Raw genomic sequence first — 26511 nt, forward strand, 5'->3', positions numbered from 1 at the left:
TTCGCGCGCGTCACCCTCGAAGCATGCTGAGAGGAATCCACGTACCGCTGATCACCCCGTTCACCACCTCGGGAGAGGTGGCCGCGGACGCGGTCGAGAAGCTCGCGGGCCACGTGCTCGACCAGGGCGCGGCCGGCCTGGTCGCGCTGGGCACCACCGGAGAGGTGGCCGCGCTCGATCCGGAGGAGCGGGCGCTGGTGATCGACGTCTGCGCGCGGGTCTGCGCCGAGCGGCAGGCGCTGCTGACGGTGGGGGTGACGGGGAACGACACCCGATCGACGGCCGGGGCGCTGCGGCGCCTCCCGGAGGGGGTGGGGGCGGCGCTGGTGACCGTGCCGTACTTCCTGCGGCCGGGAGAGCGCGGCGTGGTCGCGCACTTCGAGGCGCTGGCGGAGGAGACGCCGGTGCCGCTGGTGATCTACCACATCCCCTACAGGACCGGGCAGGCGGTCGGGGCCGCCACGCTGCGCCGCCTGGGCGCTCATCCGATGATCGCCGGCGTGAAGTACGCGGCGGGCCTCGACCAGGACGCCGTGGCGCTGCTCGGGGACCCGCCCGGCGGGTTCGAGGTGCTCGGCGGCGACGACGCGTTCATCTCGCCGCTGCTGGCGCTGGGCGCGGCCGGCGGGATCCTGGCCTCAGCGCATCTGGAGACCGCGAGCTTCGCCGAGCTGGCCAGCGCCTGGCACGCCGGGGACGTCACCCGGGCCAGGACGCTCGGGCACCGCCTGGCCAAGCTCTCGGCGACGCTCTTCGCCGAGCCCAACCCCACCGTGCTCAAGGGCGTGCTGCACGCCCAGGGCATGATCCCGACCCCGGACGTGCGGTTGCCGCTCGTGCCCGCGAGCGCCGGCGCGGTGTCACAGGCTCGGCTCGTAGCGGTACATCCAGGCGAGTGATTCCTGGCTCGCGCTCTTCTTCAAGAAGACCGGCAACATCAGGTCGCGGAAGACCCGGGCGACCGGGCCCGCGGCCTTGCTGTTGCTGATCGTCCTTGAGTAGGCCACGACCCGCTCCACCCGGGGCCGCCGCGCGGCCTCGAAACGCTCGAACGCCTTCCTGTGGTCGCCGCTCTCGCGCAGGCACCGGGCCAGCACGATCGCGTCCTCGACGGCCAGCGAGGCGCCCTGGCCGGAGCTCGGCGAGGTCGCGTGCGCGGCGTCGCCGGTGAGCAGGACCCGGCCGCGGTGCCACACGGACACCGGCGGCAGGTCGTGGACGGGCAGCCCCGGCCCGACGTCGGCGTGCCGGATCAGGTCGGCCGAGGCGTTCGCGTCGTGCTCGAACGCTTCGGCCAGCACCGGCTTCCAGTCGTCCGGGATGTCGCCGAGCTGCCTGGGCAGGTTCGCGAACCACCAGGTCTCGCCCGACTCGGCCACCGTGTAGCCGAAGAACGCGCGCTTGCCGAAGACCATGTTGTAAGTCTCGGGCTCGCCGGTGAGCCCGGAGTCCTCGACGATGCCGCCGAAGCTGTACAGGCCGCTGTAGCGGGGCCGCACGGCGCGCGGGTCGAGGATGTCGCGGGTGCGCGAGTGCAGGCCGTCGCACGCGATCAGCAGGTCGCCGGTGGCCTCCGTGCCGTCCGCGAACCTGGCCGTCACCTGGTCTCCCCGGTCGTCGTACGAGACCAGGCGCCTGCCGTACGAGATCGGGACGCCGCGCCGGGCGGCCTCGTCGCGGACGGCCCGGTAGAGGTCGGACCGCAGGATGGTGTGGCTCACCGTGCCGTCGTCGAGCCGCAGGCCGTTGGCCACCCCGCCGAGCCGTTTGCCGGAGCCGCTCCACATGACCAACCGGGGAGTGGGGATGGCCGACGACATCACCCTCGTGTGGGCGCCGAGCGTGCGCAGGGCGGCCAGGCCGTTGGAGGCGATGTTCAGGAACGAACCCACGGTGTCGGCGCCCCGTTCGTACGCCTCGAAGATCTCGGCGTCGATGCCCACCTCGCGCAGGGCCATCGCGGTGGTGGGGCCGCCGATGCCGCACCCTACGATCAACGCTTTCATGGTGATATCCTTTCGTTCGGTCGAACGAAATATAGGCAGGAAGAAGATCTCGTGTCCAGAAATATTTCGGAGCAACGAAATGATTTGCTGGAGGCGCTCAGCACGGCGGGGCGGGAGAGCAGCAACGCCGCCGTGATGTACCACAGCGCCATGGGCGCGCGGTTGGGCCTCGGCATGACCGAAGAGAAGACCCTCGACCTGCTGCAACGACTCGGGCCCCTGACCGCGGGGGAGCTCGCGCAGCACACAGGGCTGGCGCCGGCGACGGTCAGCGGGCTGGTCGACCGGCTGGAGTCCAGGTGGCTGGTGCGGCGGGTACGCGACACCAAGGACCGGCGCCGGGTCATCGTCGAGATCAACCCGGAGCAGCTGGCCGGGTTCGCGGAGCTGTTCGAGCCGTTCGTCGCGGCGCTGTCGCACCTGTACGAGCGGTACACCGACGACGAGCTGGCGCTGATCCTCGACTACCTGAAACGGTCGACGGCCCTGCAGCGGGAGGCCACGGAGGCGCTCACCGGATGACCCGGCGCCGCACGGGTCCGCCCCGCGCGGGCGCCGGTCAGCGTTCGGACTCCCTGATGGCCGTGCCGACGTCGCCGACACGGTCGGCCAGCAGCCCGATCGCGCCGACGGCCCTGGTCATCGGGTCGTCCTCGGCTCCCCCGAGCGCCTTGGCCCTGAGGTAGGCCGCCTTGATCGCCGCCCACCGTTCGGCCTGGGCGGGTGTCAGGCGGCCACGGAGCTCGGCCAGCTTGAGCAGGTTGGCCTCGGCGTCCGAGGTCAGGGTCTGGGCCTCGCCCAGATAGTGGTCGTCGATCAGCGCTTCGAGCTCGTCGTCGTTCATCGCGGGCACGATGCGCTCGGCCAGCTTGTTCATGTTTCGGTACGACCCCTGCAGCCGGTACGGCGGCTCGGTGCGGGCGGCGTCGGACTGGGCGGCCGAGGCGATGTAGGCCTGGTTGTTGGCCAGGACCACCTCCTGCACCCGCACCAGCTTGGCCAGCACGCTGAGGATCTGGTCGAGCTCCGGCTTGGTGTACGGGTGGCCGAGCTGGTCGGGCCGTACCGTCGTGTCGCCTCTGGCCAGCCGCACCAGCAGCTCCACGTCCGCGCGGTCGCGGCCGGCGAGCGGCGCGAGCACGGGGTTGGAGGTGAGGGCGTTGTCGATGTAGCTGAGCGCGAACAGGTGATCCTTGCCGGACAGCACGTCGCCCAGGTTCCACACGTCGGCCCGGTTGGCCAGCATGTCGGGGATGCGGAACCGCTGGCCCGACTCGGTGTACGGGTTTCCCGCCATGCACACGGCGAACCGCTTGCCGCGCAGGTCGTACGTGCGGGTGCGGCCGTTCCACACGCCCTCGATGCGGCGCTGGGCGTCGCAGAGCGAGATGAACTTCTGCAGCAGTTCCGGCGAGGTGTGCTGGATGTCGTCGAGGTAGAGCAGCGTGTTGTTGCCCGTCTCCAGCGCGAACGAGATCTTCTCCACCTCCTGCCTGGCCGTGGCGTCGGGCGCGTCGGCCGGGTCGAGCGAGGTGACGCCGTGGCCCAGCGCCGGGCCGTTGACCTTGACGAACACCAGGCCGAGCCGGCTGGCGACGTATTCCATGAGGGTGGTCTTGCCGTAGCCGGGCGGCGAGATGAGCAGCAGCAGGCCCATCTGGTCGGTGCGCCTGCCCGCGCCGGTCGCGCCGAGCTGCTTGGCCAGGTTGTCGCCGATCAGCGGGAGGTACACCTCGTCCAGCAGGCGGTTGCGGACGAAGGCGCTCATGACCTTGGGGCGGTACTCGTCCAGGCGCAGCCGCCGCCGTTCCGCCTCGACCAGCTCGCTCCTGCGGCGCTGGAAGGCGCGGTAGGCGGGCACCCGCTCCTGCCGGAACCGGCGCGCCCTGGTGAGCAGCTCGTCGAGCCTGATCTCCAGCCTGCGCCCGGCGACGCGGGGGTGGGATCCCAGCAGCCCGTTCACGGTCTCGGTCGTGGCGGCGCTCGAGTCATGGCGGGGCAGGTCGCACAGCTGTACGGCGATGGCCTCGGTGACCTCGGGGCCATCGCGGAAGGCGGACATCCACGCCTGCGCGAGCTGGAGGCGTTCGGGCAGGGCGACCGCCTGGAGGTCCTCGTCGAACTCGCGCGCCTTGGCCGGGCCCAGCTCGTGGCGGAACGCGTCGAGCAGGTCACGCGCGCCCTTGCTGGTCACGAACCCGGCCGGGCCGCCGCCCAGCTCCTCGACGAGATATTCGCCGGCCAGGCCCGCATCCGGCGCGGCGTCCGTACGGAGACCGGACATGAACTCCGCGATCGCGGCGCCCAGCTCGGCGGCCAGCGCGCCCAGGGCGGAGGTGTCGCCGAAGACCGTGCGCGCCCGCACCAGCGACAGCGCCCGGGTCGTCGATGTTTTACGTGAAACCTCGTCCAGCCCGAACGCCCAGAACAGCTGGGCGGCCGCGCGGACGTCGGCCGGGTAGCGCAGCAGCCCGGCTCCGTCGCGCAGCCGTACGAGCGCGTCCAGGATGATCGTGGCGTCGTGGTCGTGCACGCCCCGCTCGTAGCCCTCGTCGTACCGCGACTCGGCCGCCTGCCTGACCAGGTCGGCCAGGGGCGCGCCGGCCGTGACCGAGTCGAGCAGCGAGGCGGCCAGGTGCTCGGCCCGGTAGACGTCGGGAGTCTCCGAGACCAGCAACTGGTCCCAGAAGGGCCGGGTGTCGGCGAACGACTCGGGTACGGGCGCGCGGTAGTCGGTGCCGGTGATCGCGAAGTACATGGAGGTGCGGTCGTCGTCGCGCTCCACGTGCGGCACCAGCGTCAGATCGATCGGCTGGGTGTTGACGGCGAACCGGTGGTGGCCGAGTCGCAGGGTCTCGCCGCCGTCCGAGAACAGGTCCAGCCGGTCCCGCAGGGAACGCGCGGCCTCCTGCTGGGCCGACTTGATCCGCCCGTCCAGCTCCTCCGCGCGTACGGCGTCCCCCAGCGCGCGCAGCTCGCCGGCGGCCGAGCGGATCTTGGCCACCATCGGGTCGGTCGCGAAGTAGGTGTTCACCTCGTCGAGCGACGACAACGAGCCGAGGCGGCGGGTGACGCTGGCGAGGACCCGCTCGGCGGAGGCGAAGATGCGGTCGGCGCGCCGGGCCAGCTCGTCCAGCTGCGCCTGCTTGCGGGACGAGAACGCCTCATAGACGTCGTCCCGCTTGGCCGACAGCTGCGCGGCGAAGTCGTCGAACTCGCCGAAGCGCGACTCCAGGTTCTCCAGCTGGAGCATCAGCCGGCCGAGCTGCTCGTCGCACTTCTCCGGGTTGTCGGCGATCGCCAGCGCACCCGTGATGGCCTGCCCCAGCAGGGCGAACTCGGCGGCGAACGCGGCCCGCCCCTCGGCCCCCAGCAGCTCGCGGCGGCGGCCGTCCAGCACGGCCCTGGCGCGGTTGACACCGCCGAGGACCTCGGCGATGCGGCCCAGGATGGAGGTGCGCACGGTGGCGTCGGCGATCTCCAGCGAGCCGACGACCTCCGTCACCACCTCCAGCCCCTCCGACTGCTCGGCCAGCCGGTCGGCGACGGGCTCGGCCTCGGCGGCCGTGGTGATCGCGGCGGCTTCGGCGGCCAGCTGCTCGACGGCGGCGTGGTAGGCGGTGAACGCGTCCGCGCCCTCCAGGAACGCGACCGCCCGCCGGCCCACCGAGTCCAGTTCCTCCGCCACCGACGTGGCCAGCGTGTCGAGCGCGGCCAGGTCGACGTAGCGGACCTCGCGCAGCGTCACCAGGTGGCCTTGGGCCCTGCGCAACGTGGCCAGCAGGCTCACCCAGGCGTCGGCGGTGACCGGGTCGTCGGCCTGGGCACGGCGGACCAGGCGGGTGGTCTCCTCCGTCGCGGTGGCGAGCGTCTGCTCGGCCTGCCTGGTGAGCTGCTCGACGTTCTCGTACTCGTCGAGGACCTGCTCGGCGGTGGCGCGTACGTCGGAGAGCGGGCCGCGCAGGCCGTGGTCGCCGAGCCAGTGGTAGGAGTCGAACGCCCGCGTGCACGCGGCGATGAGCCCCTCGAACGTCCCGGCGGACGGCGCCATCTCCTCGACCATGCGGGACACCGACAGGCAGTCGGAGATGCCGCGCACCAGCTCGGCGTTGCCGATGCGCTCCAGCGGCCCGGTGCCGGCGGGCTGGGCGGCGGCGTAGGTGTCGGAGACGTACGGGGTCTGCCAGACCTGCATGGGGTGGACCCGGGTCGGCTCCTCGGAGGTGGCGCGGAAGACCACCATCGTGCCGTCCTCGAACAACGAGTATCCGTGGCAGACGATGGGCGTGGCCACCTCCTTCCTGATCACGTTGTACGGCAGCAGCAGCGAGCGCCCGTCGCCCCTGGCGTGGAAGACGTACAGGACGTCCTCGCCGTTGGGGGAGCGGACCACCCGCTCGAACTCCAGGTCGGTCACGTCCGTGTCGAACGTCTTGCTGACCCCGGTCGCCAGGTAGTAGCCGCCGGGGAAGATCAGTCCCTGGTCCTCGGGCAGCCGCTGGCAGGCCTGCCCGATGCCGTCGAGCCGCACGACGGATCTGGTGCGCACGTTGAAGACGAGGTGCCGCCAGTCGGTCTCCTTGTACGGCTTGATCCGCATGAGGATGAGGGGCCCGACCCGGGAGTACTCGACGTCGGCGTCGGCGAGACTCTGCAGGGGTTCGGTGACCGGCTCGGAGTAGATGCCCGCGCCGGTCTCCGTGTTGTCCTCGATCTTGATGGTGAGGTCGCCGCCGACGGTCTCGACGAACACCTCGCCGTCGATGGCGATGTGCGGGTGGCGGCCGAGCACGTGGTCGTCGCGGGTGGTGGGGGTCCACTCGAAGTCGTGGGACGGGGGGAAGACGTGGTCACGCTCACCCCTGTTGTCCAGATATTTCGGGGCTCCGCCGGTGCTGACTGCCCAGCGGAGCACCCGCAGATCCGCGGGACCCGTCTGGAACACCGCCAGCAGCTTGCCCTCCACCCGCCGCAGCTGCTGCAGCCGCGTCTCCTTGTAGTAGCGGTAGAGCTCGGCGAAGTCCTTCCTGAATGCCGGATCCTCCAGCGCCTCCAGCTTGTCGGCGTCGAACCGGAAGGCGTCGCCGTCCCTGGAGAACCGGTGCACCGCGAACACGTCGGCCACCGTCGTCTCCGGCTTGAGCCCGATGAAGACGTTGTAGCCGAACAACATCACGTCACCCAGGGAGACGATGTCCCTGGGGACGCAGTTGTTCTCCGTACGGATCCGCTCGGTGCCCAGCAGGCGCAGCTCCGCGCCGCCGAACACGCGCAGCCGCTCCTGGTTGACCGCCTCGGCCTTCGCCGCGAGGGCCTTGGCCTGGGCCTGGAGCCGGTTCCTGAGGACTTCGTAGGTCCCCGCCTCCAGCTCAGGCCCGGCTTCGAGCGCAGTCACAGACGGTCAGCCCCTCGCCCCGGCGAGCGCGGCCACCGGCGAGTCGGCCACCCCCAGCCGGCGGGCCGTCTCCAGCAACTCGCCGAGCGCCGACGACTGCGGGCCGCCGTTGTTGATGAGCTGCATGAGCAGTGCGGACACGGTCAGGTTCTTCAGATCCTCGGTACGCACGCCCCTCACCACGTCGGCGAGGTCGGCCGCCAGGCTGGCCGTCCCGTTGACGTACGGCTCGGCCAGGGCGCCCGCGACCTGGGAGTGCCCGATGAACCCGTCGACCGCCTTGCCCGCGGTGATCGAGCCGACCACCTTGTCGAAGAACATCGTGTCGCCGCCGACGATGTCGATGTTGGCCTTGGCCAGCCCGGCGGCCAGGACGCTCGCCTGCGACTCGGCCACGTGCCGCGACACGTCGATGTGCTTGAGACGGATCTCCTTGTCGGCCTCCAGACGCAGGCGGTACTCCTCGTGCTCCCTGCTGGCCTCGTCGAGCGCGGCCATCGCGGCCGCCTTCTCGGTGAGACCCTCGGCCTCGGCCTTGAGCTTCTCGCCGACCGCGGCGGCGCCGGCCAGCGCCATCGCCTGCTCGCCCTCTGCCCGCGCCTTGAGCCGGTCGCCCTCGACCAGCGCCATGGCCCTGGCGCCGTCGGCCTCGGCGGCCAGCTTCTCCTTCAGCGCCAGCGCCTCGGCGCGGCCGATCTTCTCGATGGCGTCCGCGTCGCGCTCCTTGACCTGGACCTGCGCCAGGCCGTCGGCGGCGGACTCGGCCTGGATGCCCTCGGCCAGCCGGATCTTGGCCCGCGCGTCCAGATCGGCGGCCTGCTGCCTGGCCTCGGCCAGCACGAGCTCCTCGCGGGCCTTGAACTTGCTGGCGGCCTCCGCGGCCTCGGCGGCCTTGATGTCCTTGACCAGGTTCTCCTGCGCCTCGGCCTCGGCGGCGATGATCACCTGCTGGCGGGTGCGCTCGGCCTCCTCGACCACGCGCAGCCGCTTGATGCTCTCCTCCTGCTCGGCCACGGTCCTGTCGACCGCGATGCGCTCGCGGATGACCTCGGCGATCGAGCGCTTCTCGGTCTCGACCTCCTTGTCCTTCGCGATGCGGGACAGCTCGGTCTCACGCTCCTTGGCGATGACCTCGAGCAGGCGGTCCTTCTCGATCCGCTCGGTCTCGATGGCGATCACGCGCTCGCGGTTCTTCTCGGCGACCGCGATCTCGCGGTGCTGGTTCTCCCGCTGCACGCCGATCTGCTCGTCGGTCTTGATGCCGGCGGTCTGGGCGCGCAGCCGCTCCTCGGCCTGCACGCGGGCGATCTCCGCCTCCTCGCGGGCCTTGACGGTCTCGATCTCGCGGTGCTGCTTGAGCTCGGCGTCGGCCTGGCGGCGCTCCAGTTCGAGGATGGCCTCGCGGGCGTCCACGTTCTGGCGGGTGATCTCCTTCTCCTCGTTGCGCCGGAACTCGTTCGTCCGCACGTGCTCGAGGGCCGTCAGCTCGGTGATCTTGCGGATGCCCTGCGCGTCGAGGATGTTGCTCTTGTCGAGCTGGGCCAGGGAGGTCTGCTCCAGGTAGTCGATGGCGGCGTCTTCGAGGCTGTAGCCGTTGAGGTCCGTGCCGATGAGCCGGATGATCTCGTCGCGGAATTCGTCGCGCTTGGTGTAGAGGTCGACGAAGTCCAGGTGCTTGCCGGCCGTCTTCAGCGCTTCTGAGAACTTCGCGTTGAACAGCTCCTGCAGCGTCTGCTCGTCGCTGGCCCTGGCCGTGCCGATGGCCTGGGCGACCTTGATGACGTCTTCCGTGGTCTTGTTCACGCGTACGAAGAACGTGATCTTGATGTCGGCCCTGATGTTGTCGCGGCAGATCAGGCCCTCGCGACCGGTGCGGTGGATCTCGATCGTCTTCACCGAGATGTCCATGACCTCGGCCTTGTGGACGACGGGCAGGACGATCTTGCCGGTGAACGTCACGTCGACCTTGTTGATCTTGGAAACGATCAGTGCCTTGCCCTGTTCGACCTTACGGAAAAGGCGGCCGATGAGGACGAGCAGCCCGATGGCAATGATCGCGATAACCGCTATGAGTATGCCGAGTCCGGTAGAGATGACGTCCATCAATGCTCACTTTCATACGGCATGACCAAGAAGAATTCGCCGTCTTTGTCGTAGTCGAAGATGAGTGCGGTGGCGCCGCGGTCGAGGCGGTCCAGCCCGGTCGTGCGCACCTGCACGATCGCGGACGCGCCGTCCGCGGCGCTGACCTCGGCCTGGCCGAAGTCGGGCGTGGCCTCGCCGGTGCGGATCACGCACATCTGGCCGATGAAGTCCTTCCGCGAGGACCTGTCCCCTTCGCGGAAGAGCGGCCGCAGCGGAAGCAGCAGGCCACGGGCGGCGAACCAGCCGCCGGCCACGGCGACGACCGGCACGGCGAACAGCAGGTCGCCCTCCACCGTCTGGCTGCCGATCAAGCACAGCGTCCATGCCACCGCGATCAGCACCGAGAGCGTGATCCCTGCGGGAACTCCCCCGAGCCCCAGCCAGGCCGCGTCGTCGTCCACGTGGAACAGGCCGGTGATGACAGCCAGCCAATACCCCACGACCACGATGAGAAGGATGCTGAAAATGACAGTTGGAAAGCTGAATGCGGCGTCTGTGAACTCGGTCATCCCACCTAGGTGCCCCGTCCCCGTGTGTGTCCCTGTCGCACTATATCTAGATAAAGACCGAGTAAATGGAAAAGTTCCCATAACAGTATGTGACTTGACCTCAACTTCGGTTGAGGTAGCAGGCTCTGTCCCGTGAGCGAACTGATGAGGGCCGCGGCCTTCGCCGAGCCCGGCGGCCCTGACGTGCGGACGTCGGCTACCCCCGCATCCCCGGCAACGAGTTCGCCGGCGTGGTGGACCAGGTGGGACCCGGCGTGACGGGGGTGGCGCCGGGCAGCGAGGTGCTCGGGTTCTCGCGGCTGCACGCCTACGCCGAATACATCGTCGTGCCCGCCGCGGACGTGGCCCCCAAACCCGCGAAAGTGCCCTGGGAGGTGGCCGGCGGGATGACCGCGGGCGTGCAGACCGCCGAGCTGGCCCTCGACGGCCTGCGTGTCACGGCGGGCGAGACGCTGCTCGTGCACGGCGCGGCCGGATCGGTGGGCACCGCGGCCGTGCAGATCGCCAGGAGGCGCGGGGCCACCGTGATCGGCACCGCCCGCGAGGTCAACCACGACCATCTACGCGAAGTCGGCGCCATCCCCGTCGCCTACGGGGAGGGGCTGTTCGATCGGGTGCGCGAGCTCGCGCCCGGCGGGATCGACGCCGGCCTGGACGGGGCAGGAGGCCACGCGCTGGAGGTGTCGATCGAGCTGGTCGAAGACCGCACCCGCATCGTCACGCTGGTCGAGCACGGCAAGGCTGCCGAGCTGGGAGTGCAGGTCGTCCAGGGGGAGCGCACGGCCGAACGGCTCGGGCGCTACGCCGCGCTGTACGCCGCGGGCGAGTTCGCGTTCCCGGTGCGGCGGGCGTACCGGCTGGAGGAGGCCGCGGACGCCCACCGGGAGATCGAGACCGGCCACGGCCGCGGGAAGGTCGTGCTGACCCTGTGAGTCACTGCCGGTGCCGTACGGCCTCGGCCACCGCGAGCTGGATGCGCATCCACTCGCTCTCGGCATGGGTGCCGTCCTCGACCTCCCAGAGGAAGTTCTGCAGCACCCGGCCCAGGGTCCAGCCCGCCGCCCGCCGGGGGTCGAGCCCGAGCCGGTCGACCATCAGGTCGAAGCGCCTGAGCACCGTCCGCGTCACGTCACCCGACGCGACCACGTCGTCCCACCGGTTGTCCAGGGCGGGCATCAGGTCGAACCCGGGGTCGCCGGCCAGCGGCTTGGGGTCGATGCTCAGCCACGGCTCCCGCCCGGCCGCCAGCACGTTGTCGTAGTGCAGGTCCCAGTGCAGCAGGCGGTCGCCGGGCTCGTGGACGAGCTCGGCGACCGCCGAGGCGCACCACGTCATCCAGTGGCGGTGGTGCTCGTCCGTCAGCCGCGTGAGCGCCTTGTCCACGTCGTCGAGCATGGCCTGCGCGATGTCGCCCAGCCGGCGCATCCCCGCGGGGGCGGGATGGGCCACCAGACGGGCCAGCAGGTCGGTGAGGATGCCCAGCGCCTCCATGTCGTCCGGCACCGCGGACAACGACCGGTCGGCCTCCAGCCGTTCGAGCAGCATGGTGCCGGTCGCCGGGTCGGATTCGAGCAGCAACACCGACGCGTCGCCCGCCCACGCGGCCAGCCCCATGGCTTCGGTGGCGTTCTCGTCGGTGACGGGCTGCAGCTTGAGGGCTGCCTTCGTGCCGTCGTCACGGACGACGGGCAGCACGAGCGACACCACGCCGTGCCTGGGCCCGCCGTCGAGCCGCAGCCGCCACTCCTCCAGGTAACGATCGGCGAGCGCGGGCAGCCCGGCCGACCAGGCACGCCCGGCCTCCCCGTCGTACTTCACATGAGAGGCGGTCAGCGCCTCCGGCACCGTGATCCGCATCGGCTCAGTAGTGCCAGGGGAACGGCGACCAGTCGGGCTCGCGCTTCTGCAGGAACGAGTCGCGCCCCTCGGCCGCCTCGTCCGTCATGTAGGCCAGCCGCGTGGCCTCGCCGGCGAACACCTGCTGCCCCACCATGCCGTCGTCGATCGCGTTGAAGGCGAACTTGAGCATCCGCTGCGCCGTCGGCGACTTTCCGTTGATCTTCCGGCCCCACTCCAGGGCCGTGGCCTCCAGCTCGGCGTGCGGGACCACGGCGTTGACCATGCCCATGCGGTGGGCGTCGGCCGCGGAGTAGGTGTCGCCGAGGAAGAAGATCTCGCGGGCGAACTTCTGTCCGACCTGCCTCGCGAGGTAGGCCGAGCCGAATCCGCCGTCGAAGCTGGCCACGTCGGCGTCGGTCTGCTTGAACCGGGCGTGCTCAGCGCTGGCCAGTGTGAGATCGGCCACAACGTGCAGGCTGTGGCCGCCGCCCGCGGCCCAGCCAGGCACCACGCAGATCACGACCTTGGGCATGAAGCGGATCAGCCGCTGCACCTCGAGGATGTGCAGGCGCCCGGTGGCCGGCGTGCCGTCGGCGTACTGGTAGCCGTCCTTGCCCCTGATGCGCTGGTCGCCGCCCGAGCAGAAGGCCCAGCCGCCGTCCTTGGGCGACGGGCCGTTGCCGGTGAGCAGCACGCAGCCGACGTCGGTGGTCTGCCGGGCGTGATCGAGCGCGCGGTAGAGCTCGTCGACCGTCTGCGGGCGGAAGGCGTTGCGCACGTCGGGGCGGTCGAACGCGATGCGCACGGTGCCCTGGTCGACGGCTCGGTGGTAGGTGATGTCGGTGAACTCGAATCCCTCGACCGCCTGCCACGCCTTGGGATCGAACAGCTCGGAGACCATGCCCGCAGCCTAACGGATCTGTCCTTTCCGCCCGCCTTGTCGATCCTGGGCCGGCTAGGTGACCTCGGCTCTCAGCTCCGCGAGGAGCTCGCCCTGGTCGGCCAGCATGTCGGTGAGGATGCGCCGGGCGGCGCCGAGCAGGTCGGCGAGCTCTGGAGTGGCCAGGGTGTAGACCACCGTGCTGCCTTCGCGGATGGCGCTCACGATCCCCGCCCGGCGCAGGACAGCGAGCTGTTGTGAGAGGCTCGAAGCCTCGATGTCGATCTGGGCCAGCAGGTCCCTGACGGGAAGTGGCCCTTCCTGGAGCAGCTCCAACACTCGGATGCGAGCGGGGTGGCCGAGCGTTCGGAAGAAGTCGGCCTTGGCCTGATGGACCTCCACGTGCATGTTGCCAGAGTAATCGAGTTCAGTTGCATAATTCTTCAAGTCGTAACGTTGTTGGATAGCATGGCAGCGGGGACGAGGGAGAGTAGCCATGGGCCGAGGTAGAGCCAAGGCGAAGCAGACGAAGGTCGCTCGCCAGCTGAAGTACACCAACCATCACATCGACTACGACCGGCTCCGCGAGGAGCTGGGCGCCGACCCGCGACGCGAGGACTCTCCTACTCCGTCCGAGCAGGAGTCCGAGCGCGGGCGATGACCCGGGTCAGCCGCGCGGGCGCGAGCGTCACGTTCGCCAGCCGCCTGGCCTCCGGCGCCTGATCGGGCGCCGCGAGTTCCAGGCGGCGCAGCACCTCCCGGATGATGACGCGCATCTCCAGGAGCGCCAGCTGCGCTCCAACGCAAAAGCGCCGCCCGCCGCCGAAGGGCATCCAGCCCCTGTTCTGGTGCCCCGCCAGGAAACGTTCCGGGCGAAACGCCCCGGGCTCGGCGAAGGCGGCGGGATCGCGGTGCACGAGCGGGATGTACGGTCCCGCGTACCACCCGGCCGGGATCTCGTAGTCGCCCAGCCGCAGGGGTGAGTCGAGCAGCCGTGGCGCCTCATAGACGACGGGCCGGACGCGCAGCACCTCCTTGACCACCGCGTCGAGGTAGGGCTCGTCGTCCGGCAGGCGTTCCAGCACCTCGGGCATCCGCAGGATCCGCTCGAACGCCCAGGCCAGGCCGGTCGCGGTCGTCTCATGACCGGCGATCAGCATGGTGATCAGCTCGTCGCGGATCTCCTGGTCGTCCAGCCCGGTGTCCAGCAGCCGGCCGAGCACGTCGGTGCCGCCGGAAGTGCCGCGCCGGCGGCCGATCTCGTCGAACAGGATCGTGTCCACGGCGGCGCGCAGCCGCAGGAAGCGCGCGTACGGCGTGATCGGCACCCGTGCGGCGGGGCCGCGCAACCGGTCGGGCAGCATCGCCACCTGCATGGAGCCGCCGGTCTGGATCAGCGCCGGCAGCAGCGCCCGCAGCCTGCCGACGCGCTCGGCGTCGCTGATCCCGAAGATCAGCCGGATGATGATCTCCAGCGTGATCTCCTGCATGCGATCGCGCAGCGCGAAGGGCCTGCCCAGCGGCCACGTCGCGATCTTCTCCGCCGCGATCGTGGCGATGTCGTCGTGGTAGCCGGCGACCTGCCTGGCGCGGAGCGGCGGGTTGAGCGTCTTGCGGTGCCGCCACCACGGGTCACCGTCCAGCGTGAGCACGGAATGCTCGCCGACCAGATGCGCGAGGAAGTCGCGGCGCGCCGCGCCGGCGTGCCCGCCGCCCTGGTCGGTCCGGTAGACCTGCTCCGCCAGCTCCGCGGTCGTCACGTAGACCTCCGGGGGGAAGCCGGCGTAGCGAACCGTGAAGATCGGGCCGTACCTGCGGTGATAGGCCTCGAACGCGCTCGGCGCCGCGGCCATGAAACGCGCGGTCTGCGCCAGCGCGGGAACTCTCGGTCCCGGAGGGATCACTGTTCGTCCTCCATCTAGATATACGTACGTCATATACGAACGTATATCTGGATACCATGGATCGCGTGGCGCGAACAGAGGCCGGTGGATACCGGGAGAGACTGCTGGCGGGAGCCGTGAGCTGCCTGCAGGAGAAGGGCTACGCCCGCACGACCGCACGAGACCTGGTCGCCGCCTCCGGCACCAACCTGGCCTCCATCGGCTACCACTTCGGCGGCAAGGACGCGCTGCTCAACGAGGCCATCGCCGAGATCTTCGAGCAGTGGACGGAGCGGGTCGAGCGATCCATGTTCGGCACCGAGCCCGGCACCGGCAGGGAGATGCTCGAACGCGCCATGAGGGAGCTGATCGACGTCTTCGAGGAGCTCGGGCCGCAGCTCGTGCTCCTCGTCGAGGGCTATCCCGCGGCGCTGCGCGAGCCCGTGCTGCGGGAGAAGCTGGCCCAGGCCTACGCCCGCGCCCGCACCGCCGGGGCCGGCATGCTGCGCAGGGCCGCCGGCGAGCTCGGGGTCGAGCTGCCGATGAACCCCGAGGTATTCGTGTCGGTGGTGGTGGCGATCGCCGACGGGCTGATGCTCCAGTGGCTGCTCGACCCATCGGCCACCCCCGACGCCCACCAGGTCGTCGACGCCCTCGCCGCGCTCTCCACCATCATCACCTGACGCCCGCGCCGTCCGTGCCCGTGGCGCTCGGACGGCGCGGGAGCCGCGTGTGGCGCGGATCGCTCCACCGCTTGGGGGGCGCCGGCCGGCCCGCCTTGGCCTGGCCGGCCTTGACGTCCCGAACGTTCCGTTCCGGGGCCAGGGCCTGGGATGACCTGCTGGCCCGGTTGCACCGCATAAGGACGGTTAGAGGACGGTTCGAGGACCGGCGTGGCTAGCGTGTGCTGACGGTTCGTTCTGGCCGGTGGCCGCAGGCAACAGGCCGAAGCGCGTTGCCAGGGCGCACACGCACTCATGGTGATCTTGGAGGACGAATGAAGAAGGAAATGCCCGAAGAGGTACGACCGGAGGCCGAGGGCGAGAAGCTCGAGCTGCGCATCCGCCGGCTCGAGAAGCTTGAGACCACGATCTGGCGTGACATCAGCGGCGGCTGAATCTGAGCGCTACGGGAGCCGACCGGAATTGTCCGGCCGGCTCCCTCGTCTCCGTAACGCCGAAGAAAGGACGTCACGATGCGGATGCCAGCGATCAAACAGGTTCACCGGCCGATGGCGCTGCCCGGCAACCGGATTCTCATCGGGACCAAGCAGTTCGGCGTGGGCGCGGAGATACAGGATCATGCGGATGGCCGGATCGAGCGGCTACTCGCTCTGATGGACGGCACGAGAACCGTCGAGGAGATCATCGACGAGTTCACCGCGGCGTTTCCCTCCATGGATCGGCAGAGCGTCGGCGACGTCATCAACTCCGTCATCGACGGCGGCTTCGCAGAGGAGGCCGACGCGCCGCTGCCGGCCAACCTCACCGTCGAGGAAGCGGCGCGCTACAGGACGGCCCGCGACTTCTTCTCCTGGATCGATCTCGTCCCGCGCGAGTCGCCGTACGCGGTGCAGTCCGCCATCAAGGAAGCGGAAATCGCCCTGCTCGGCGTCGGCGGCACGGGGTCGGCGGTGGCTTCCGGGCTGGTCGCGGGCGGTGTCGGAGCGCTGCATCTCGCCGACTACGACCTGATCGAGGAGTCCAACCTCACCCGCCAGCTGCTCTACTCCGAGAGCGACATCGGCCGCTCCAAGGTGGACACCGCGGTCGCCTCCCTATCCTCGATGAACCGGCTGGTCGAAGTCACGGGAAGCGACGTGAAGGCGACCGGCCCCGACGACATCGCCGAGCTGATGACAGGCCGCGACGTGTTCGTGCTCTGCGCCGACAAGCCGTTCCCCGACATCATGCGGTGGACCAACGTGGCCGCGCTCCGGACAGGCACGCCGTGGTTCTTCAGCTTGTACGCAGGACCGATGGCCGTGGTCGGCTCCTTCCACCCCGGCGAGACCGGCTGCTGGACGTGCCTGGACCGCAGCGAGGCGCAGCGTGAGCACAAACGCGACGGCCGTTCTCTGATGCGGGAGGACCAGCCCAACGCGGTGGTCGCTGCCAGCGCCAATATCGGCGGGCACCTCTGCGCCCTTGACGTGCTGTATCACCTCGGTGGGCTGCCCCGCCAAACCCGTGGGCAGGTTTTCCACTGGAACTACGCTCGCTGGGACCACTCCTACGCCATCGAAGTCCCTTTCGACGCGGATTGCCCTGACTGCGGGTCGGCGAGGTGACACCGGCGGCCGCCGTCGGTGATCGGAGCGTCGTCGGACTGCATCCCCTGCTTGTCCGGCCCGATGACGACGACCCTCAGTACATCGTGGCCGGACGGCCCGAGATCGGTGAGTTCGCCGAGATGCCCGCCCTGTGTGGTGAGATCATCCGGTTGCTCGGCGACGGGTTGACGGTCGCCGCCGTGGAGGAGGAGATCGCCAGGAGACACGGGGTCGGCGTGGGCGTGGCCGGCGTCGTGGACACCATGCGGGAGATGGGATTCGTCGCGTCGATCGACGGGCAGCCGCTGCCCGACCCGGCGCAGGGTGCGCCACGCCCTCATCTTGGCTCGCTCTCCCGGACGAGCGTGTCCTGGCTGTTCAGCAGGCCGGTCGTGCTGCTGTGGTGGGCGATCGTCGCCGCGGCCGTGCTCACCCTGCTCACCCGTCCTGATGTGTTCCCCGGCTACGAGGACTTCTTCTGGAACGAGCACGTGGGATTTGTGGTGCTGGTCAACACCGCGATGTTCTCGGTCGTCGTCACCGTCCACGAGCTCATGCATCTTTTCGCGGCGCGCTCGCTCGACGCGCCGGCGCGCATCAGCTTCGGCACCCGGCTGCACCATCTGGTCATGCAGACGGACGTCACGGCGATCTGGGGCGTGCCGCGGCGGGCGCGCTACCGCGTGTACCTCGCCGGCATGGCGTGGGACGTCCTGCTCATCGCCGCGCTGGTCCTGCTCCTCGCGCACGCCCCGCCACCCGAGCCGGTGGCCGCCCTGCTGCGCGCGCTCATGCTGGCCGTGCTGCTGAGCGTCGCCCTCCAGGCGCACGTGTACATGCGATCGGACCTGTATTTCGTGCTGCGCGATCTGCTTCGCTGCCGCAACCTGTTCGACCAGGGGTTGGCGTACGCGCGGTACCTGCTTGCCCGGGCCGTGTCCGCGGTGCGAGGGAGAGGCCGCCCGGCGGACCCGTCGACCGTCCTGCCCCCTCACGAGCGGCGGGCAACCCGGCTGTACAGCGTCTTCCTCGCCGGGGGCGCCGGCGTGGCTCTGGCCATGTACGCGTTCTACGGCGTACCGATCGTGGTCTCCTCGCTTGTGCGGGCGGTCACGGCGCTCGCCGCCGGTTTCCAGGGCGGTCCTCTGCTGACGGCGGTGGACGCGGCCATGTTCCTCCTCGTCGAGGGCGGCCTGCAGCTGTTGTACCTGGTGACGTTCCTTCGCAGTCACCGGCACTGGTTCCGGCGGCCCGCGCGGACCGGCTAGCGTGGCGTGACAATCAGGCGGCGCAGGAGTCGTGGGTCGCGTCGAAGCCCTTGATCGCCTCGTGGTCGTCGACGCGCAGCGGCTTGACCCCCTTCCAGTCGTCGCCGATCACCAGCACCAGCCGGTTGGTCTCGGCGGCGGGCACGTGCCTGGGCGCGGCCGTCACGAGGTCGCGGGCGAGGGTGGGCACGCGGGTCTCGCCGTTCGGGCCGTAGAGGATCGTGGTCCTCGCCTGCGGCTTGCGGGCCGTGTCGCCGATCTTGGCGATGTGGTAGCCGCGCTGTTCGAGGGAGGCTGCCACCTCACGGGCCAGCCCGCTGCGCCAGGTGCCGTTGCGGAGCTCGACCTGCACCTTCGACCGGGCGACCTTGGCCTGGCCGCCCTTGACGCCCTCCACGCTCTGGTCTCTGGCCACCACCCGGAACAAGCTGTCGGCCTGGGGCTGCACCCACTCGACCCGGCCCGGCTGGGTGACGGAGTAGTGCCACGGCGTGGTGATGAAACGGATGCGCCCGGCGTCCAGCCCGCGCAGGCTGAGCGCGAGATCCTTCATGACGGACGGGGTCAGGCCGCGGTCCGTCGTCACCGCCCTGGTGCCGGCGTCGAGGACGGCGAACAACCTGGCCGGGTCGGTCAGCGTCTCGCCGCTCATCACCTTCTTGACCATCGAGGCGATGAACATCTGCTGCCGCTGGATCCGTCCGATGTCGGAGCCGTCACCCATGCTGTAGCGGGCGCGCACGTAGCCGAGCGCCTGCTCGCCGTTGAGGGTCTGCCGGCCCGCGGGCAGGTGCAGAAGGGCCTTCTTGTCGCGCACGGGCTCGGGCAGGCACACCTCCACGCCGCCGACGGCGTCGACCAGGCTCTTGAAGCCGGAGAAGTCGACCTTCACGAAGTGGTCGATGTGGATGCGGGTGAGCGCCTCGATCGTCTTCCAGGTGCAGCCGATGCCGCCGGAGTTGAACGACTCGTTGATCATGCCGAGGTGCGGCCGCTGCCCCGGCAGGTCGCCGGTGGCCCGGCAGGCGGGCAGCTGCACGAGCGAGTCGCGCGGGAAGCTGACGACCATCGCCTGGTCGCGCCGGGACGACACGTGAACCAGCATGATCGTGTCGGTGCGCTCACCCGCGACGCGGCCGTATTTCGCGTTGGCGCCGTCGCGCTGGTCCGAGCCGACGACCAGGACGTTGAGCGCGGTGCCGGCCACCTTGGCCGGCCGGGCGGTGCCGAGGTCGTCGGCGGTCACGTCGACGTGCTTGACGTTGCCGGTCAGCCTGGCCCAGACGCCCACGACCACGCCGACCACCAGCAGGACGACCGCCGCGGTGATGGTGATCGCCCCGCGCAGCCAGGGACGGCGCCGCCGGCGGTGCGATCGTTTGCTCCGGTGGGAGGGCGGCACATCGCTCACGTGACTCCAGAGGGACGGGGCCGAGGGGCGCCGCCCATGGCCAAGAACCTCGCCGTTCAGATCTCGGCCGGTTGGACGTGCCTGAGTGTACTCAGACGAACACGCTCCGGGGCTCAGTCGGGAACGTTCCTTCGCGGGGTCACCAGCCCCGACTCGTAGGCGAACACCACGAGCTGGGCGCGGTCGCGGGCGCGCAACTTGGTCATCGCCCTGCTGACGTGCGTCTTGGCGGTGGTCGGGCTGATCACCATGTGGGCGGCGATCTCGTCGTTGGACAGGCCGCGGGCCACCAGGGCGGTCACCTCGCGCTCGCGGTTGGTGAGCGCGCCGAGGCCCTCCGGCCGCGGCTCGGGGCGGCGGGCGACGTACTCGCCGATCAGCCGGCGGGTGATGGCGGGGGAGAGCAGGGCGTCGCCGCGGGCCGCCACCCTGACACCCTGCAGCAGGTCGGCGGGCTCGGTGTCCTTGACCAGGAAGCCGCCGGCACCCGCCCTGAGCGCGTCGTAGACGTACTCGTCGAGGCCGTAGTTGGTGAGGATCACGACGTGGACGTCGCTCAGCCGCTCGTCGGAGGCGATCTGGCGGGTCGCCTCGATGCCGTCCATGACCGGCATCTGGATGTCGATGAGCGCGACGTCCGGCCGGTGCTCCAGGGCCAGGGCCACGGCCTGCCGGCCGTCTGCGGCCTCGGCCACCACCTCGATGTCGTCCTCCGCCTCCAGCAGGGCCCGGAAGCCGCCCCTGATGAGCGCCTGGTCGTCCACGAGCAGCACGCGGATCACGATGGTTCCCCCAGCGGTAGTTCTGCGCGTACGGTGAATCCGCCCTCGGGGCGCGGGCCTGCCCGCAGCCGGCCGCCGAGCGCCGTGACGCGCTCGCGCATGCCGCGCAGCCCCACGCCGGGCGTGGGCGCCGTGCCGGGGCCGGCCGTGCCGTCGTCGTCCACCTGCACGACCAGCTCGCCGCCGCCGTAGTCGATGCGCACCGCCGCCGCGGCCCCGCCCGCGTGCCGTGAGACGTTCGTCAGCGCCTCCTGCACGATCCGGTACGCCGCCCTGTCGACCTCGCGGGGCAGCTCGTGCCGCTCGCCGGAGATCGTCACCGTGGTGCGCAGGCCGGTCGAGCGGGCCCGCTCCACCAGGTCTCCGAGCCGGTCGAGGCCGCTGGCCGCGGGCTCGCCGCCGGCGTCGCGCAACACTTCCAGCGTGGCGCGCAGCTCGCGCATGGCGTCGCCGCCCGCCTCCTGGATGGCCAGCAGCGCCGCGGGCACCTCCTCGCCCCGCTTGCGCGCCAGGTGGATGGCCACGCCCGCCTGCACCTTGATGATCGAGATGCTGTGGGTGAGCGAGTCGTGCAGCTCTCTGGCGATGCGCAGCCGCTCCTCGCTCGCGCGGCGGAGCGCCACCTCCTCGCGGGTCCGCTCGGCCTCGGCGGCGCGCTCCTCCACCTGCTTCAGGTACGCCTGCCGGTGCCTGGCCACGGTCGCCGCCACCCCGGCCGCCAGGAACCAGCCGAGCAGCAGCGTCGTCGACTGGGTGATGGCCTGGGCGTCCTGCGGGGCGGCGGTGGCCAGGTTCGCAGCCAGGTCGACGCCCAGGTAGAGCGCGCCGGCCAGCGCCGCGAGCAGCCGGTGGCCGGCCCTGACCGCACCGAAGACCGACACGAGCACGGGGAAGGCGGCCGACGGCCCCGGGTCGGCGTACTCGGAGAAGACGAGCATGCAGACCGTGGTCAGGGGCAGCGCGACCAGCGGCGCGCGGCGCCAGGCGACCAGCGCCAGCGAGCCGGCCAGGACCGCGGCCAGTTCGAGCGCGCCGGTGCCGGGGGCGACCAGTGCGGTGGGCGTCAGGATGGCGGCCACGGTCACGGCGAGCGCGCCGTCCATGGCCATGGGGCGCCATCGGGGCACAGAGCTCACTCCTGCACAGTAGGGCCTCGCCGCGGCCGGTTCGTCGGCGCCTGGTCGCACTTCGACGCTACTGCCGGGGAAGTAGGGGCGTCGATCCTGCTTCCCGGGGCGTAGCCGCAGGAGTCTCCGCAGCCACGACGACCGATGACCGGCCGGATACCACCATGGGGTGTCATGGATCCCATCAGAGACAGGAGCTGATGATGGCCGGCTCGTTCCGTTACGTCACCCCGGTGGAGCCGAAGGGCGCCACCGGGCGGGTGGGTGAGGTCTACGCGCAGCTCGCGGAGGACTTCGGCATGGCCCGCATGGCGGTGTTCCTGACGTTGTCGCCGTCTCCGGAGGTGCTCGCCGCGACCTGGGCCCTGCTGCGCGAGTCGCTGCTTGCGGGCGACGCGCCGAGGACCGCCAAGGAGGTTGTGGCGCTGGGGGTGTCGCTGGCCAACCGATGCCCGTTCTGCGTGGCCGCGCACACGACCCTGCTGCACGCGACCGGCGACCACCACCTCGCTGAGACCGTCGCCGCCGGTGGCACGCCCCGCGATCCCGAACTCGCCGGACTGCTGGCCTGGACCAGGAGCCGGGGCCCGGGGCCCTTCCCCGTCGTGCTCGCGCACGAGTACATCGGCACCGCGCTGACGTTCCACTTCGTCAACCGCATCGCCTCGGCGCTGCTCACCGAGAACCTGCTGCCCGCGAATCTGCAGAGGTCGCGCCTGGTGCGGAGCATGGGCGGCCGGATGATGTCCGGCGCGGTGCGCCGCACGCCGGCCGCGGGCGGAGGCCTGCCGCTGGTGGCGGACCTGCCCGTGGGGCCCGAGCCGGCCTGGGCGGCGGGCACGCCCGTCGGCGCCGCGTACGCCGCGCTGCGCGCCGCGGCGCAGGCGGGCGGCGAGCTGCTCGGGCCGCCCGCCCGCTCCGCCGTGACCCGGGCCGTCGCCGCCTGGGACGGCGAACATCCGCCGATGGGCGGCGCCTGGCTGGCCGGGCCGCTGGCCGGTCTTCCCGCCGGGGAACGGGCCGGGGCCAGGCTCGCGCTGCTCGTCGCGCTCGCGCCGTACCGGGTGACCGACGCCGACGTCGCCGCCTGGCGCGGTTCGGCGACGGACGAGGACCTGGTACGGCTCTGCGCGTTCGGCGCCATGACGGCCACGGAACGCGCCGAGGCCCTCATCACCGTCACACCCGCACTCAGGGAGGGTCGTTGACCGCGTCCCGCACCCTCGCCGTTCGGGGCCGGCGGGACTTTGGAAGGCGACCGGACTCGGCCGTCGCGTGATCAGGGTGGCAGGCGGTCCGAACGCGGCCAGACATAGTCGAGGTCGTCGGGCTCCTCGTCGCCGAAGACGGGCCGGTAGAAGCCCGGGTCCTTGCGCAGGAGCGCGGAGCGGTGGCTGAGGTGCAGCGACGGGTCGCCCAGCCAGGGCGGCAACTCGCCCGCCGCGCCGAGCTCGTCCTGCCCGCGTACGGTCGTCGTGCCGCGGGACCGGGCCAGGTCGTCCTGGATGGTGGCCGCGCAGGTGTCGGACCGGCCGAGAGCGCACCAGCGCGCGCACACCTCGAGGCCGTACCTGACGAGCGCCTCCTCGTAGCCGGACCACATCTTCACGACCGGGTGGTGGCGCCAGCCGTAGCCGGGGACGGTGAGGGCGCGCAGGACCTGGAGCGCCTCCACGCGCTGCTTGCCGAGCCGGAGCGGGTCGAGGACCGTCGCTGTCGCGGAGAAGTCCGCATAAGGCAGGAACGTTTGCATCTATACCCCCGCTGACGTGCGCCTTCTCGCGGATGGTATGGACCGTCCGGCGGGCGGCGCGCACAATCGGGGCATGGGAGACGCGTATGTCGGCGCCAGCACGCCGCGACGGGAAGACGCCAGGCTGCTCACCGGAAGAGGAAAGTACGTCGGCGCGGTTCGTCTGCCCGGCATGGCCCACGCCCACGTGATCCGCAGCCCCATCGCCCACGGCAGGCTGCTCGGCTGCGACGCGAAGGCGGCCTGGGCGGCCGACGACGTGCTCGACATCATCACCCCCGCCGACGCCCCCGATCTTCGTCTTCCCTGCGTGAGCCTGTCGCCCGGCCAGCGCCTCCTGTCCTACCGGGCGCTGGACGACACGATCCGATACGCGGGACAACCCCTCGCCGTCGTCGTCGCCCGCACCGCGGAAGCCGCCAGGGACGCCGCCGACCTCATCGACCTGGAGCTGGACGAGCTGCCCGCGACGGTCGGGATCGAACATGCCCTGGAGGACCCCGCACCTCTGCTCTACCCCGACTGGGGCACCAACCTCTTCACCGACTTCACGCTCGGCGACGACGACTGCGCCGCCGCCGTCGAGCAGGCCGAGCACGTCGTCGAGATGACCTTCAGGATGGGCCGCCTCTCGCCGTACCCGCTCGAACCGCGTGGCGTGGTCGCGGTGTACGCCGACGACGAGCTGACCGTGCACACCTCCTCCCAGGCCCCACACCACGTGCGCGAGCACCTGGCGGACGCGTTCGGGCTCACGCACGATCGGGTGCGCGTCGTCAGCGGCGACACGGGCGGCGGGTTCGGCGGCAAGGAGCACGTCTACCCCGACGAGGCGATCGTCTGCCTGGCCGCGATGCGCCTGGGCCGCCCCGTGAGCTGGTCGGAGACACCGGGCGACCGGGTGCTCGCCACCCTGCCCGCGCGGGCGGCCGTGCACCGGGGGCGGCTGGCGCTCGACGGCGACGGGCGGTTCGTGGCCCTTTATGTCGACGTGCTCGGCGACATCGGCGCGCACCCGTCGAACGTCGGCGCCTCGACGTTCGCGGTGACGGCCACGACGCTGCCGGGCCCGTACCGGTTCGACCGGGCCGCGGTGCGCGTGCGCGGCGTCGTCACCAACACCACGCCGACCGGCTCCTACCGCGGCTTCGGCCAGCCGGAAGGCACCCTCACCAGGGAACGCCTGATCGACGAGGCCGCCCGCAGGCTGGGCATCGACCGGGTCGAGCTGCGGTTGCGCAACATGGTGGGGCCGGACGAGCTGCCGTACACGTCGCGCGTCCACCAGCCGTACGACTCCGGCGACTACCCGCTCGCCCTGACGACCCTGCGCGACCTGGTCACACCGGTGGAGAAGGACGACGGGCGGCGGCGCGGCATCGGCTTCTCCTGCCACGTCGAGTCCACCGGCATGGGCCCTTCGATGGATCTCAAGGCCAGCGGCATCCAGGCGGGCGGCTACGAGACGGCGATCCTACGCATGGAACAGGACGCGTCCGTCGTCGTGTCGTCGGGGGTGGTCTCGATCGGCCAGGGCATCGAGACGGCGCTGGCCCAGGTCGCCGCCGACCGCGTGGGCGTGCCCATCGACCGGGTGCGGGTGGTGCTGGGCGACACGGCGGCGACACCGTACTCGTCGGTCGGGTCGGTCGCCAGCCGGTCGATGGCGATCGGCGGCGGGGCGCTCACCCAGGCCGCCGCCCGCCTGCGCGACAAACTCGTCGCCATCGCCGCGCACCGGCTGGAGGCGGCGCCCGACGACCTGGAGCTCGCCGGCGAGGCGGTGCGCGTGAAGGGCGACCCGCAGTCGTCGGTGACGCTGCGCGAGCTGGCCACGGCGGCCTGGCGCGGCTGGGACCTGCCGGACGGCGTCACGCCCGGGCTCGAGGAGCGCGTCAGCTACGACCCGAAGGCGTACACCTTCGCGTACGGCGCGCACGCCGCGGCGGTGGCCGTCGACCCCGAGACCGGGAAGGTCGAGCTGGAAGGCTACTGGGTGGTCAACGACTCCGGCGTGCTGGTCAACCCCACCCTGGTGGAGGGGCAGATCAGGGGCGGCGTGGCGCAGGGCATCGGCATGGCGCTGACCGAGGAGATCGTCTACTCCGAGGACGGCCAGCCGATCACCGACTATCTGCTGCCGACCACGCGCGAGGTGCCGGACATCGAGGTCGTGATGACCCAGACGCCGTCGCCGCTGACACCCGGCGGCATGAAGGGCGTGGGCGAGTCGGGCACGATCGGCCCGCCCGCCGCCATCGCCAACGCCGTCGCGGCCGCCCTGCCGGAGATCGCAGACAAGATCACGGACGTTCCCCTGACGCCCGCCGCTCTGTGGTCGTTGTGGTAGGCGCTGCCTTTAGGTGAGGTCTTTCAACTCCTTGCCCGCTTCGAGAAGTGCCTGCTCCAGGGCCTTCCGGCCGGCGGGCTTGGGCGCCTCCGGCCGCGCCGCGCGCCTGCCGGGCCGCTCGGCGGCGTCGAGGCGCGGTTCGGTGTCGGTCTTCGGTGCGTTCTCGTCTGGACTGCTCATGGCACAGTCCGTACCCCGTGTCGCACGCACCGTTTCCGCTCGGGCGGAAAAAGAATTCTGATTTATCGCCGAGGATTCGACCCGAACGGCCTTCTCGTGCGTACACGTTTCGACGGCGCCGAACGTCCACCCATAGGCAGGCCCTCGTGTCGAGTGAAACGTGCATTCGTTGCCCCGCCGCACCGGAAAGAGATGTCATGACCTCGCTGCGATCAGCTCGCCGGAGCCGTGTGCAGTACGTGTGGCCGCTGGTCGAAGACGTGCGCACGGTCGGCCAGGCGCGGTCGATCATTCGCGATGAATTAATCTCCCTGACGCTTTCCGACGATCTTATCGACGACGCCGTTCTCATGGTGAGCGAATTGATCACCAATGCGTTCATGTACGGCGACGGCCCCTACGAACTCGCGCTGCACGTGGACGCCAGAGAGATCATGATCGTGGTCGTGGACGGCAGCCCGTTGTTGCCCTCCCCGTCGCCGGACGACGTGTCGGCCGAGCACGGCCGCGGGCTGCGGATCGTGGCCAGGCTCTCCGACGGCTTCTACGGTTGCCACCCTCAGCGCTACATCACCCATCCCGACCTCGTCGGCAAGGCCACCTGGTTCGCGCTGCCGCGCCAGGGCGCGCCCGGCAACGTGGTGCCGATCAGGTCGGGAACCTGACCGGCGGGCGATGAGTTCCGCCGCCGGCGGCGGTCTTCCCTCCGTC

The 26511-nt window shown here is 70.8% G+C and carries 23 protein-coding genes; 10 read left to right on the forward strand and 13 right to left on the reverse strand.

Annotated elements, in window-relative coordinates:
* Positions 1 to 23: 23 nt before the first annotated feature.
* Complete coding sequence (locus ACTWPV_RS41690) at positions 24 to 899, forward strand: 4-hydroxy-tetrahydrodipicolinate synthase family protein (protein WP_443156008.1); 876 nt, start codon at positions 24 to 26, stop codon at positions 897 to 899.
* On the opposite strand, the gene ACTWPV_RS41695 is transcribed toward ACTWPV_RS41690, so the two are convergent.
* Complete coding sequence (locus ACTWPV_RS41695; protein ID WP_443156009.1) at positions 861 to 2006, reverse strand: FAD-dependent oxidoreductase; 1146 nt, start codon at positions 2004 to 2006, stop codon at positions 861 to 863. The two genes, ACTWPV_RS41690 and ACTWPV_RS41695, sit on opposite strands and share 39 nt — an antisense overlap.
* A gap of 51 nt (positions 2007 to 2057) precedes the next feature.
* On the opposite strand from ACTWPV_RS41695, the gene ACTWPV_RS41700 reads away from it, so the two are divergent.
* Entirely contained in the window at positions 2058 to 2528 is a 471-nt protein-coding gene (locus ACTWPV_RS41700) for a MarR family winged helix-turn-helix transcriptional regulator (protein WP_443156010.1), read from the forward strand.
* A gap of 37 nt (positions 2529 to 2565) precedes the next feature.
* Here ACTWPV_RS41700 and ACTWPV_RS41705 read toward each other — a convergent pair whose 3' ends face one another.
* The 3 genes from ACTWPV_RS41705 to ACTWPV_RS41715 are packed head-to-tail and all read right to left on the reverse strand — an operon-like array spanning position 2566 to position 9992.
* Positions 2566 to 7401 carry a DNA repair ATPase gene (locus tag ACTWPV_RS41705; RefSeq protein WP_443156011.1) on the reverse strand — a complete coding sequence of 1612 codons (4836 nt, stop codon included), beginning with the start codon at positions 7399 to 7401 and terminating at the stop codon, positions 2566 to 2568.
* Positions 7402 to 7407: 6 nt separating this feature from the next.
* On the reverse strand, positions 7408 to 9504 hold the full coding sequence (locus tag ACTWPV_RS41710) for an SPFH domain-containing protein (protein WP_443156012.1): 2097 nt from the start codon (positions 9502 to 9504) through the stop codon (positions 7408 to 7410).
* Complete coding sequence (locus ACTWPV_RS41715) at positions 9504 to 9992, reverse strand: hypothetical protein (RefSeq protein WP_443156013.1); 489 nt, start codon at positions 9990 to 9992, stop codon at positions 9504 to 9506. Before ACTWPV_RS41715 ends, ACTWPV_RS41710 begins: the two co-directional genes overlap by 1 nt.
* A 269-nt stretch (positions 9993 to 10261) precedes the next feature.
* Between ACTWPV_RS41715 and ACTWPV_RS41720 the strand changes: the two genes are divergently transcribed.
* Positions 10262 to 10987 (forward strand): NADP-dependent oxidoreductase, encoded by a 726-nt coding sequence (locus ACTWPV_RS41720; protein ID WP_443156054.1) that lies wholly within the window; start codon positions 10262 to 10264, stop codon positions 10985 to 10987.
* A gap of 1 nt (position 10988) precedes the next feature.
* Here the strand turns inward: ACTWPV_RS41720 and ACTWPV_RS41725 are convergent, their stop codons facing one another.
* Genes ACTWPV_RS41725 through ACTWPV_RS41735 form a run of 3 tightly spaced genes read right to left on the reverse strand, consistent with a single transcriptional unit; the run spans position 10989 to position 13182 of the window.
* Positions 10989 to 11912, reverse strand: coding sequence for an aminoglycoside phosphotransferase family protein (locus tag ACTWPV_RS41725; protein ID WP_443156014.1), 924 nt, complete (start codon positions 11910 to 11912; stop codon positions 10989 to 10991).
* A 4-nt stretch (positions 11913 to 11916) separates the two neighbouring features.
* Positions 11917 to 12795, reverse strand: a complete 879-nt coding sequence (locus ACTWPV_RS41730; protein ID WP_347647606.1) for a 1,4-dihydroxy-2-naphthoyl-CoA synthase — start codon at positions 12793 to 12795, stop codon at positions 11917 to 11919.
* A 54-nt stretch (positions 12796 to 12849) separates the two neighbouring features.
* Positions 12850 to 13182 carry an ArsR/SmtB family transcription factor gene (locus ACTWPV_RS41735; protein WP_090938046.1) on the reverse strand — a complete coding sequence of 111 codons (333 nt, stop codon included), beginning with the start codon at positions 13180 to 13182 and terminating at the stop codon, positions 12850 to 12852.
* A gap of 88 nt (positions 13183 to 13270) precedes the next feature.
* On the opposite strand from ACTWPV_RS41735, the gene ACTWPV_RS41740 reads away from it, so the two are divergent.
* Positions 13271 to 13435 carry a DUF3073 domain-containing protein gene (locus ACTWPV_RS41740; protein ID WP_132515731.1) on the forward strand — a complete coding sequence of 55 codons (165 nt, stop codon included), beginning with the start codon at positions 13271 to 13273 and terminating at the stop codon, positions 13433 to 13435.
* Here ACTWPV_RS41740 and ACTWPV_RS41745 read toward each other — a convergent pair.
* Complete coding sequence (locus tag ACTWPV_RS41745) at positions 13398 to 14678, reverse strand: cytochrome P450 (RefSeq protein ID WP_347647607.1); 1281 nt, start codon at positions 14676 to 14678, stop codon at positions 13398 to 13400. The two genes, ACTWPV_RS41740 and ACTWPV_RS41745, sit on opposite strands and share 38 nt — an antisense overlap.
* Positions 14679 to 14743: 65 nt before the next feature.
* On the opposite strand from ACTWPV_RS41745, the gene ACTWPV_RS41750 reads away from it, so the two are divergent.
* From ACTWPV_RS41750 to ACTWPV_RS41760, 3 genes are all read left to right on the forward strand, one after another.
* Positions 14744 to 15340: a TetR/AcrR family transcriptional regulator gene (locus ACTWPV_RS41750; RefSeq protein WP_347647608.1), complete on the forward strand. Its 597-nt coding sequence runs from the start codon at positions 14744 to 14746 to the stop codon at positions 15338 to 15340.
* A gap of 548 nt (positions 15341 to 15888) precedes the next feature.
* Positions 15889 to 16947, forward strand: a complete 1059-nt coding sequence (locus tag ACTWPV_RS41755; protein WP_347647609.1) for a HesA/MoeB/ThiF family protein — start codon at positions 15889 to 15891, stop codon at positions 16945 to 16947.
* Entirely contained in the window at positions 16944 to 18197 is a 1254-nt protein-coding gene (locus tag ACTWPV_RS41760; protein ID WP_443156015.1) for a hypothetical protein, read from the forward strand. Before ACTWPV_RS41755 ends, ACTWPV_RS41760 begins: the two co-directional genes overlap by 4 nt.
* Before the next feature lie 13 nt (positions 18198 to 18210).
* On the opposite strand, the gene ACTWPV_RS41765 is transcribed toward ACTWPV_RS41760, so the two are convergent.
* The 3 genes from ACTWPV_RS41765 to ACTWPV_RS41775 form a co-directional block, all read right to left on the reverse strand.
* A complete protein-coding gene (locus tag ACTWPV_RS41765; protein WP_443156016.1) occupies positions 18211 to 19608 on the reverse strand; it encodes an LCP family protein in 1398 nt (465 codons plus the stop codon).
* 113 nt (positions 19609 to 19721) lie between these two features.
* Entirely contained in the window at positions 19722 to 20390 is a 669-nt protein-coding gene (locus ACTWPV_RS41770; RefSeq protein ID WP_443156017.1) for a response regulator, read from the reverse strand.
* Complete coding sequence (locus ACTWPV_RS41775; RefSeq protein ID WP_443156018.1) at positions 20387 to 21526, reverse strand: sensor histidine kinase; 1140 nt, start codon at positions 21524 to 21526, stop codon at positions 20387 to 20389. The genes ACTWPV_RS41770 and ACTWPV_RS41775 overlap by 4 nt, the downstream gene beginning before the upstream one ends.
* Before the next feature lie 194 nt (positions 21527 to 21720).
* Here ACTWPV_RS41775 and ACTWPV_RS41780 point away from each other — a divergent pair, with 194 nt between their 5' ends.
* A complete protein-coding gene (locus ACTWPV_RS41780; RefSeq protein WP_443156019.1) occupies positions 21721 to 22725 on the forward strand; it encodes a carboxymuconolactone decarboxylase family protein in 1005 nt (334 codons plus the stop codon).
* A 71-nt stretch (positions 22726 to 22796) separates the two neighbouring features.
* Here the strand turns inward: ACTWPV_RS41780 and ACTWPV_RS41785 are convergent, their stop codons facing one another.
* A complete protein-coding gene (locus ACTWPV_RS41785) occupies positions 22797 to 23270 on the reverse strand; it encodes an MSMEG_6728 family protein (protein ID WP_443156020.1) in 474 nt (157 codons plus the stop codon).
* A gap of 73 nt (positions 23271 to 23343) precedes the next feature.
* Between ACTWPV_RS41785 and ACTWPV_RS41790 the strand changes: the two genes are divergently transcribed.
* Positions 23344 to 25620: a xanthine dehydrogenase family protein molybdopterin-binding subunit gene (locus ACTWPV_RS41790; protein ID WP_443156021.1), complete on the forward strand. Its 2277-nt coding sequence runs from the start codon at positions 23344 to 23346 to the stop codon at positions 25618 to 25620.
* Positions 25621 to 25629: 9 nt separating this feature from the next.
* Here ACTWPV_RS41790 and ACTWPV_RS41795 read toward each other — a convergent pair whose 3' ends face one another.
* Entirely contained in the window at positions 25630 to 25800 is a 171-nt protein-coding gene (locus tag ACTWPV_RS41795) for a hypothetical protein (protein ID WP_443156022.1), read from the reverse strand.
* Positions 25801 to 25997: 197 nt separating this feature from the next.
* On the opposite strand from ACTWPV_RS41795, the gene ACTWPV_RS41800 reads away from it, so the two are divergent.
* Positions 25998 to 26465 carry an ATP-binding protein gene (locus ACTWPV_RS41800; protein ID WP_443156023.1) on the forward strand — a complete coding sequence of 156 codons (468 nt, stop codon included), beginning with the start codon at positions 25998 to 26000 and terminating at the stop codon, positions 26463 to 26465.
* The last annotated feature ends 46 nt before the right edge of the window (positions 26466 to 26511 follow it).

It is taken from the genome of Nonomuraea sp. KM88, from assembly GCF_052245635.1.
Taxonomy (GTDB): domain Bacteria; phylum Actinomycetota; class Actinomycetes; order Streptosporangiales; family Streptosporangiaceae; genus Nonomuraea.

Excerpts from the sequence above, each read along its gene's own strand:
- ACTWPV_RS41730 (WP_347647606.1), bottom strand. The coding sequence starts at position 12,795 with ATGGTCTCCGAGCTGTTCGATCCCAAGGCGTGGCAGGCGGTCGAGGGA.
- ACTWPV_RS41790 (WP_443156021.1), top strand. The coding sequence starts at position 23,344 with ATGGGAGACGCGTATGTCGGCGCCAGCACGCCGCGACGGGAAGACGCC.
- ACTWPV_RS41785 (WP_443156020.1), bottom strand. The coding sequence starts at position 23,270 with ATGCAAACGTTCCTGCCTTATGCGGACTTCTCCGCGACAGCGACGGTC.
- ACTWPV_RS41710 (WP_443156012.1), bottom strand. The coding sequence starts at position 9,504 with ATGGACGTCATCTCTACCGGACTCGGCATACTCATAGCGGTTATCGCG.
- ACTWPV_RS41725 (WP_443156014.1), bottom strand. The coding sequence starts at position 11,912 with ATGCGGATCACGGTGCCGGAGGCGCTGACCGCCTCTCATGTGAAGTAC.
- ACTWPV_RS41795 (WP_443156022.1), bottom strand. The coding sequence starts at position 25,800 with ATGAGCAGTCCAGACGAGAACGCACCGAAGACCGACACCGAACCGCGC.
- ACTWPV_RS41740 (WP_132515731.1), top strand. The coding sequence starts at position 13,271 with ATGGGCCGAGGTAGAGCCAAGGCGAAGCAGACGAAGGTCGCTCGCCAG.
- ACTWPV_RS41755 (WP_347647609.1), top strand. The coding sequence starts at position 15,889 with ATGGCGCTGCCCGGCAACCGGATTCTCATCGGGACCAAGCAGTTCGGC.
- ACTWPV_RS41695 (WP_443156009.1), bottom strand. The coding sequence starts at position 2,006 with ATGAAAGCGTTGATCGTAGGGTGCGGCATCGGCGGCCCCACCACCGCG.
- ACTWPV_RS41800 (WP_443156023.1), top strand. The coding sequence starts at position 25,998 with ATGACCTCGCTGCGATCAGCTCGCCGGAGCCGTGTGCAGTACGTGTGG.
- ACTWPV_RS41735 (WP_090938046.1), bottom strand. The coding sequence starts at position 13,182 with ATGCACGTGGAGGTCCATCAGGCCAAGGCCGACTTCTTCCGAACGCTC.
- ACTWPV_RS41690 (WP_443156008.1), top strand. The coding sequence starts at position 24 with ATGCTGAGAGGAATCCACGTACCGCTGATCACCCCGTTCACCACCTCG.
- ACTWPV_RS41780 (WP_443156019.1), top strand. The coding sequence starts at position 21,721 with ATGGCCGGCTCGTTCCGTTACGTCACCCCGGTGGAGCCGAAGGGCGCC.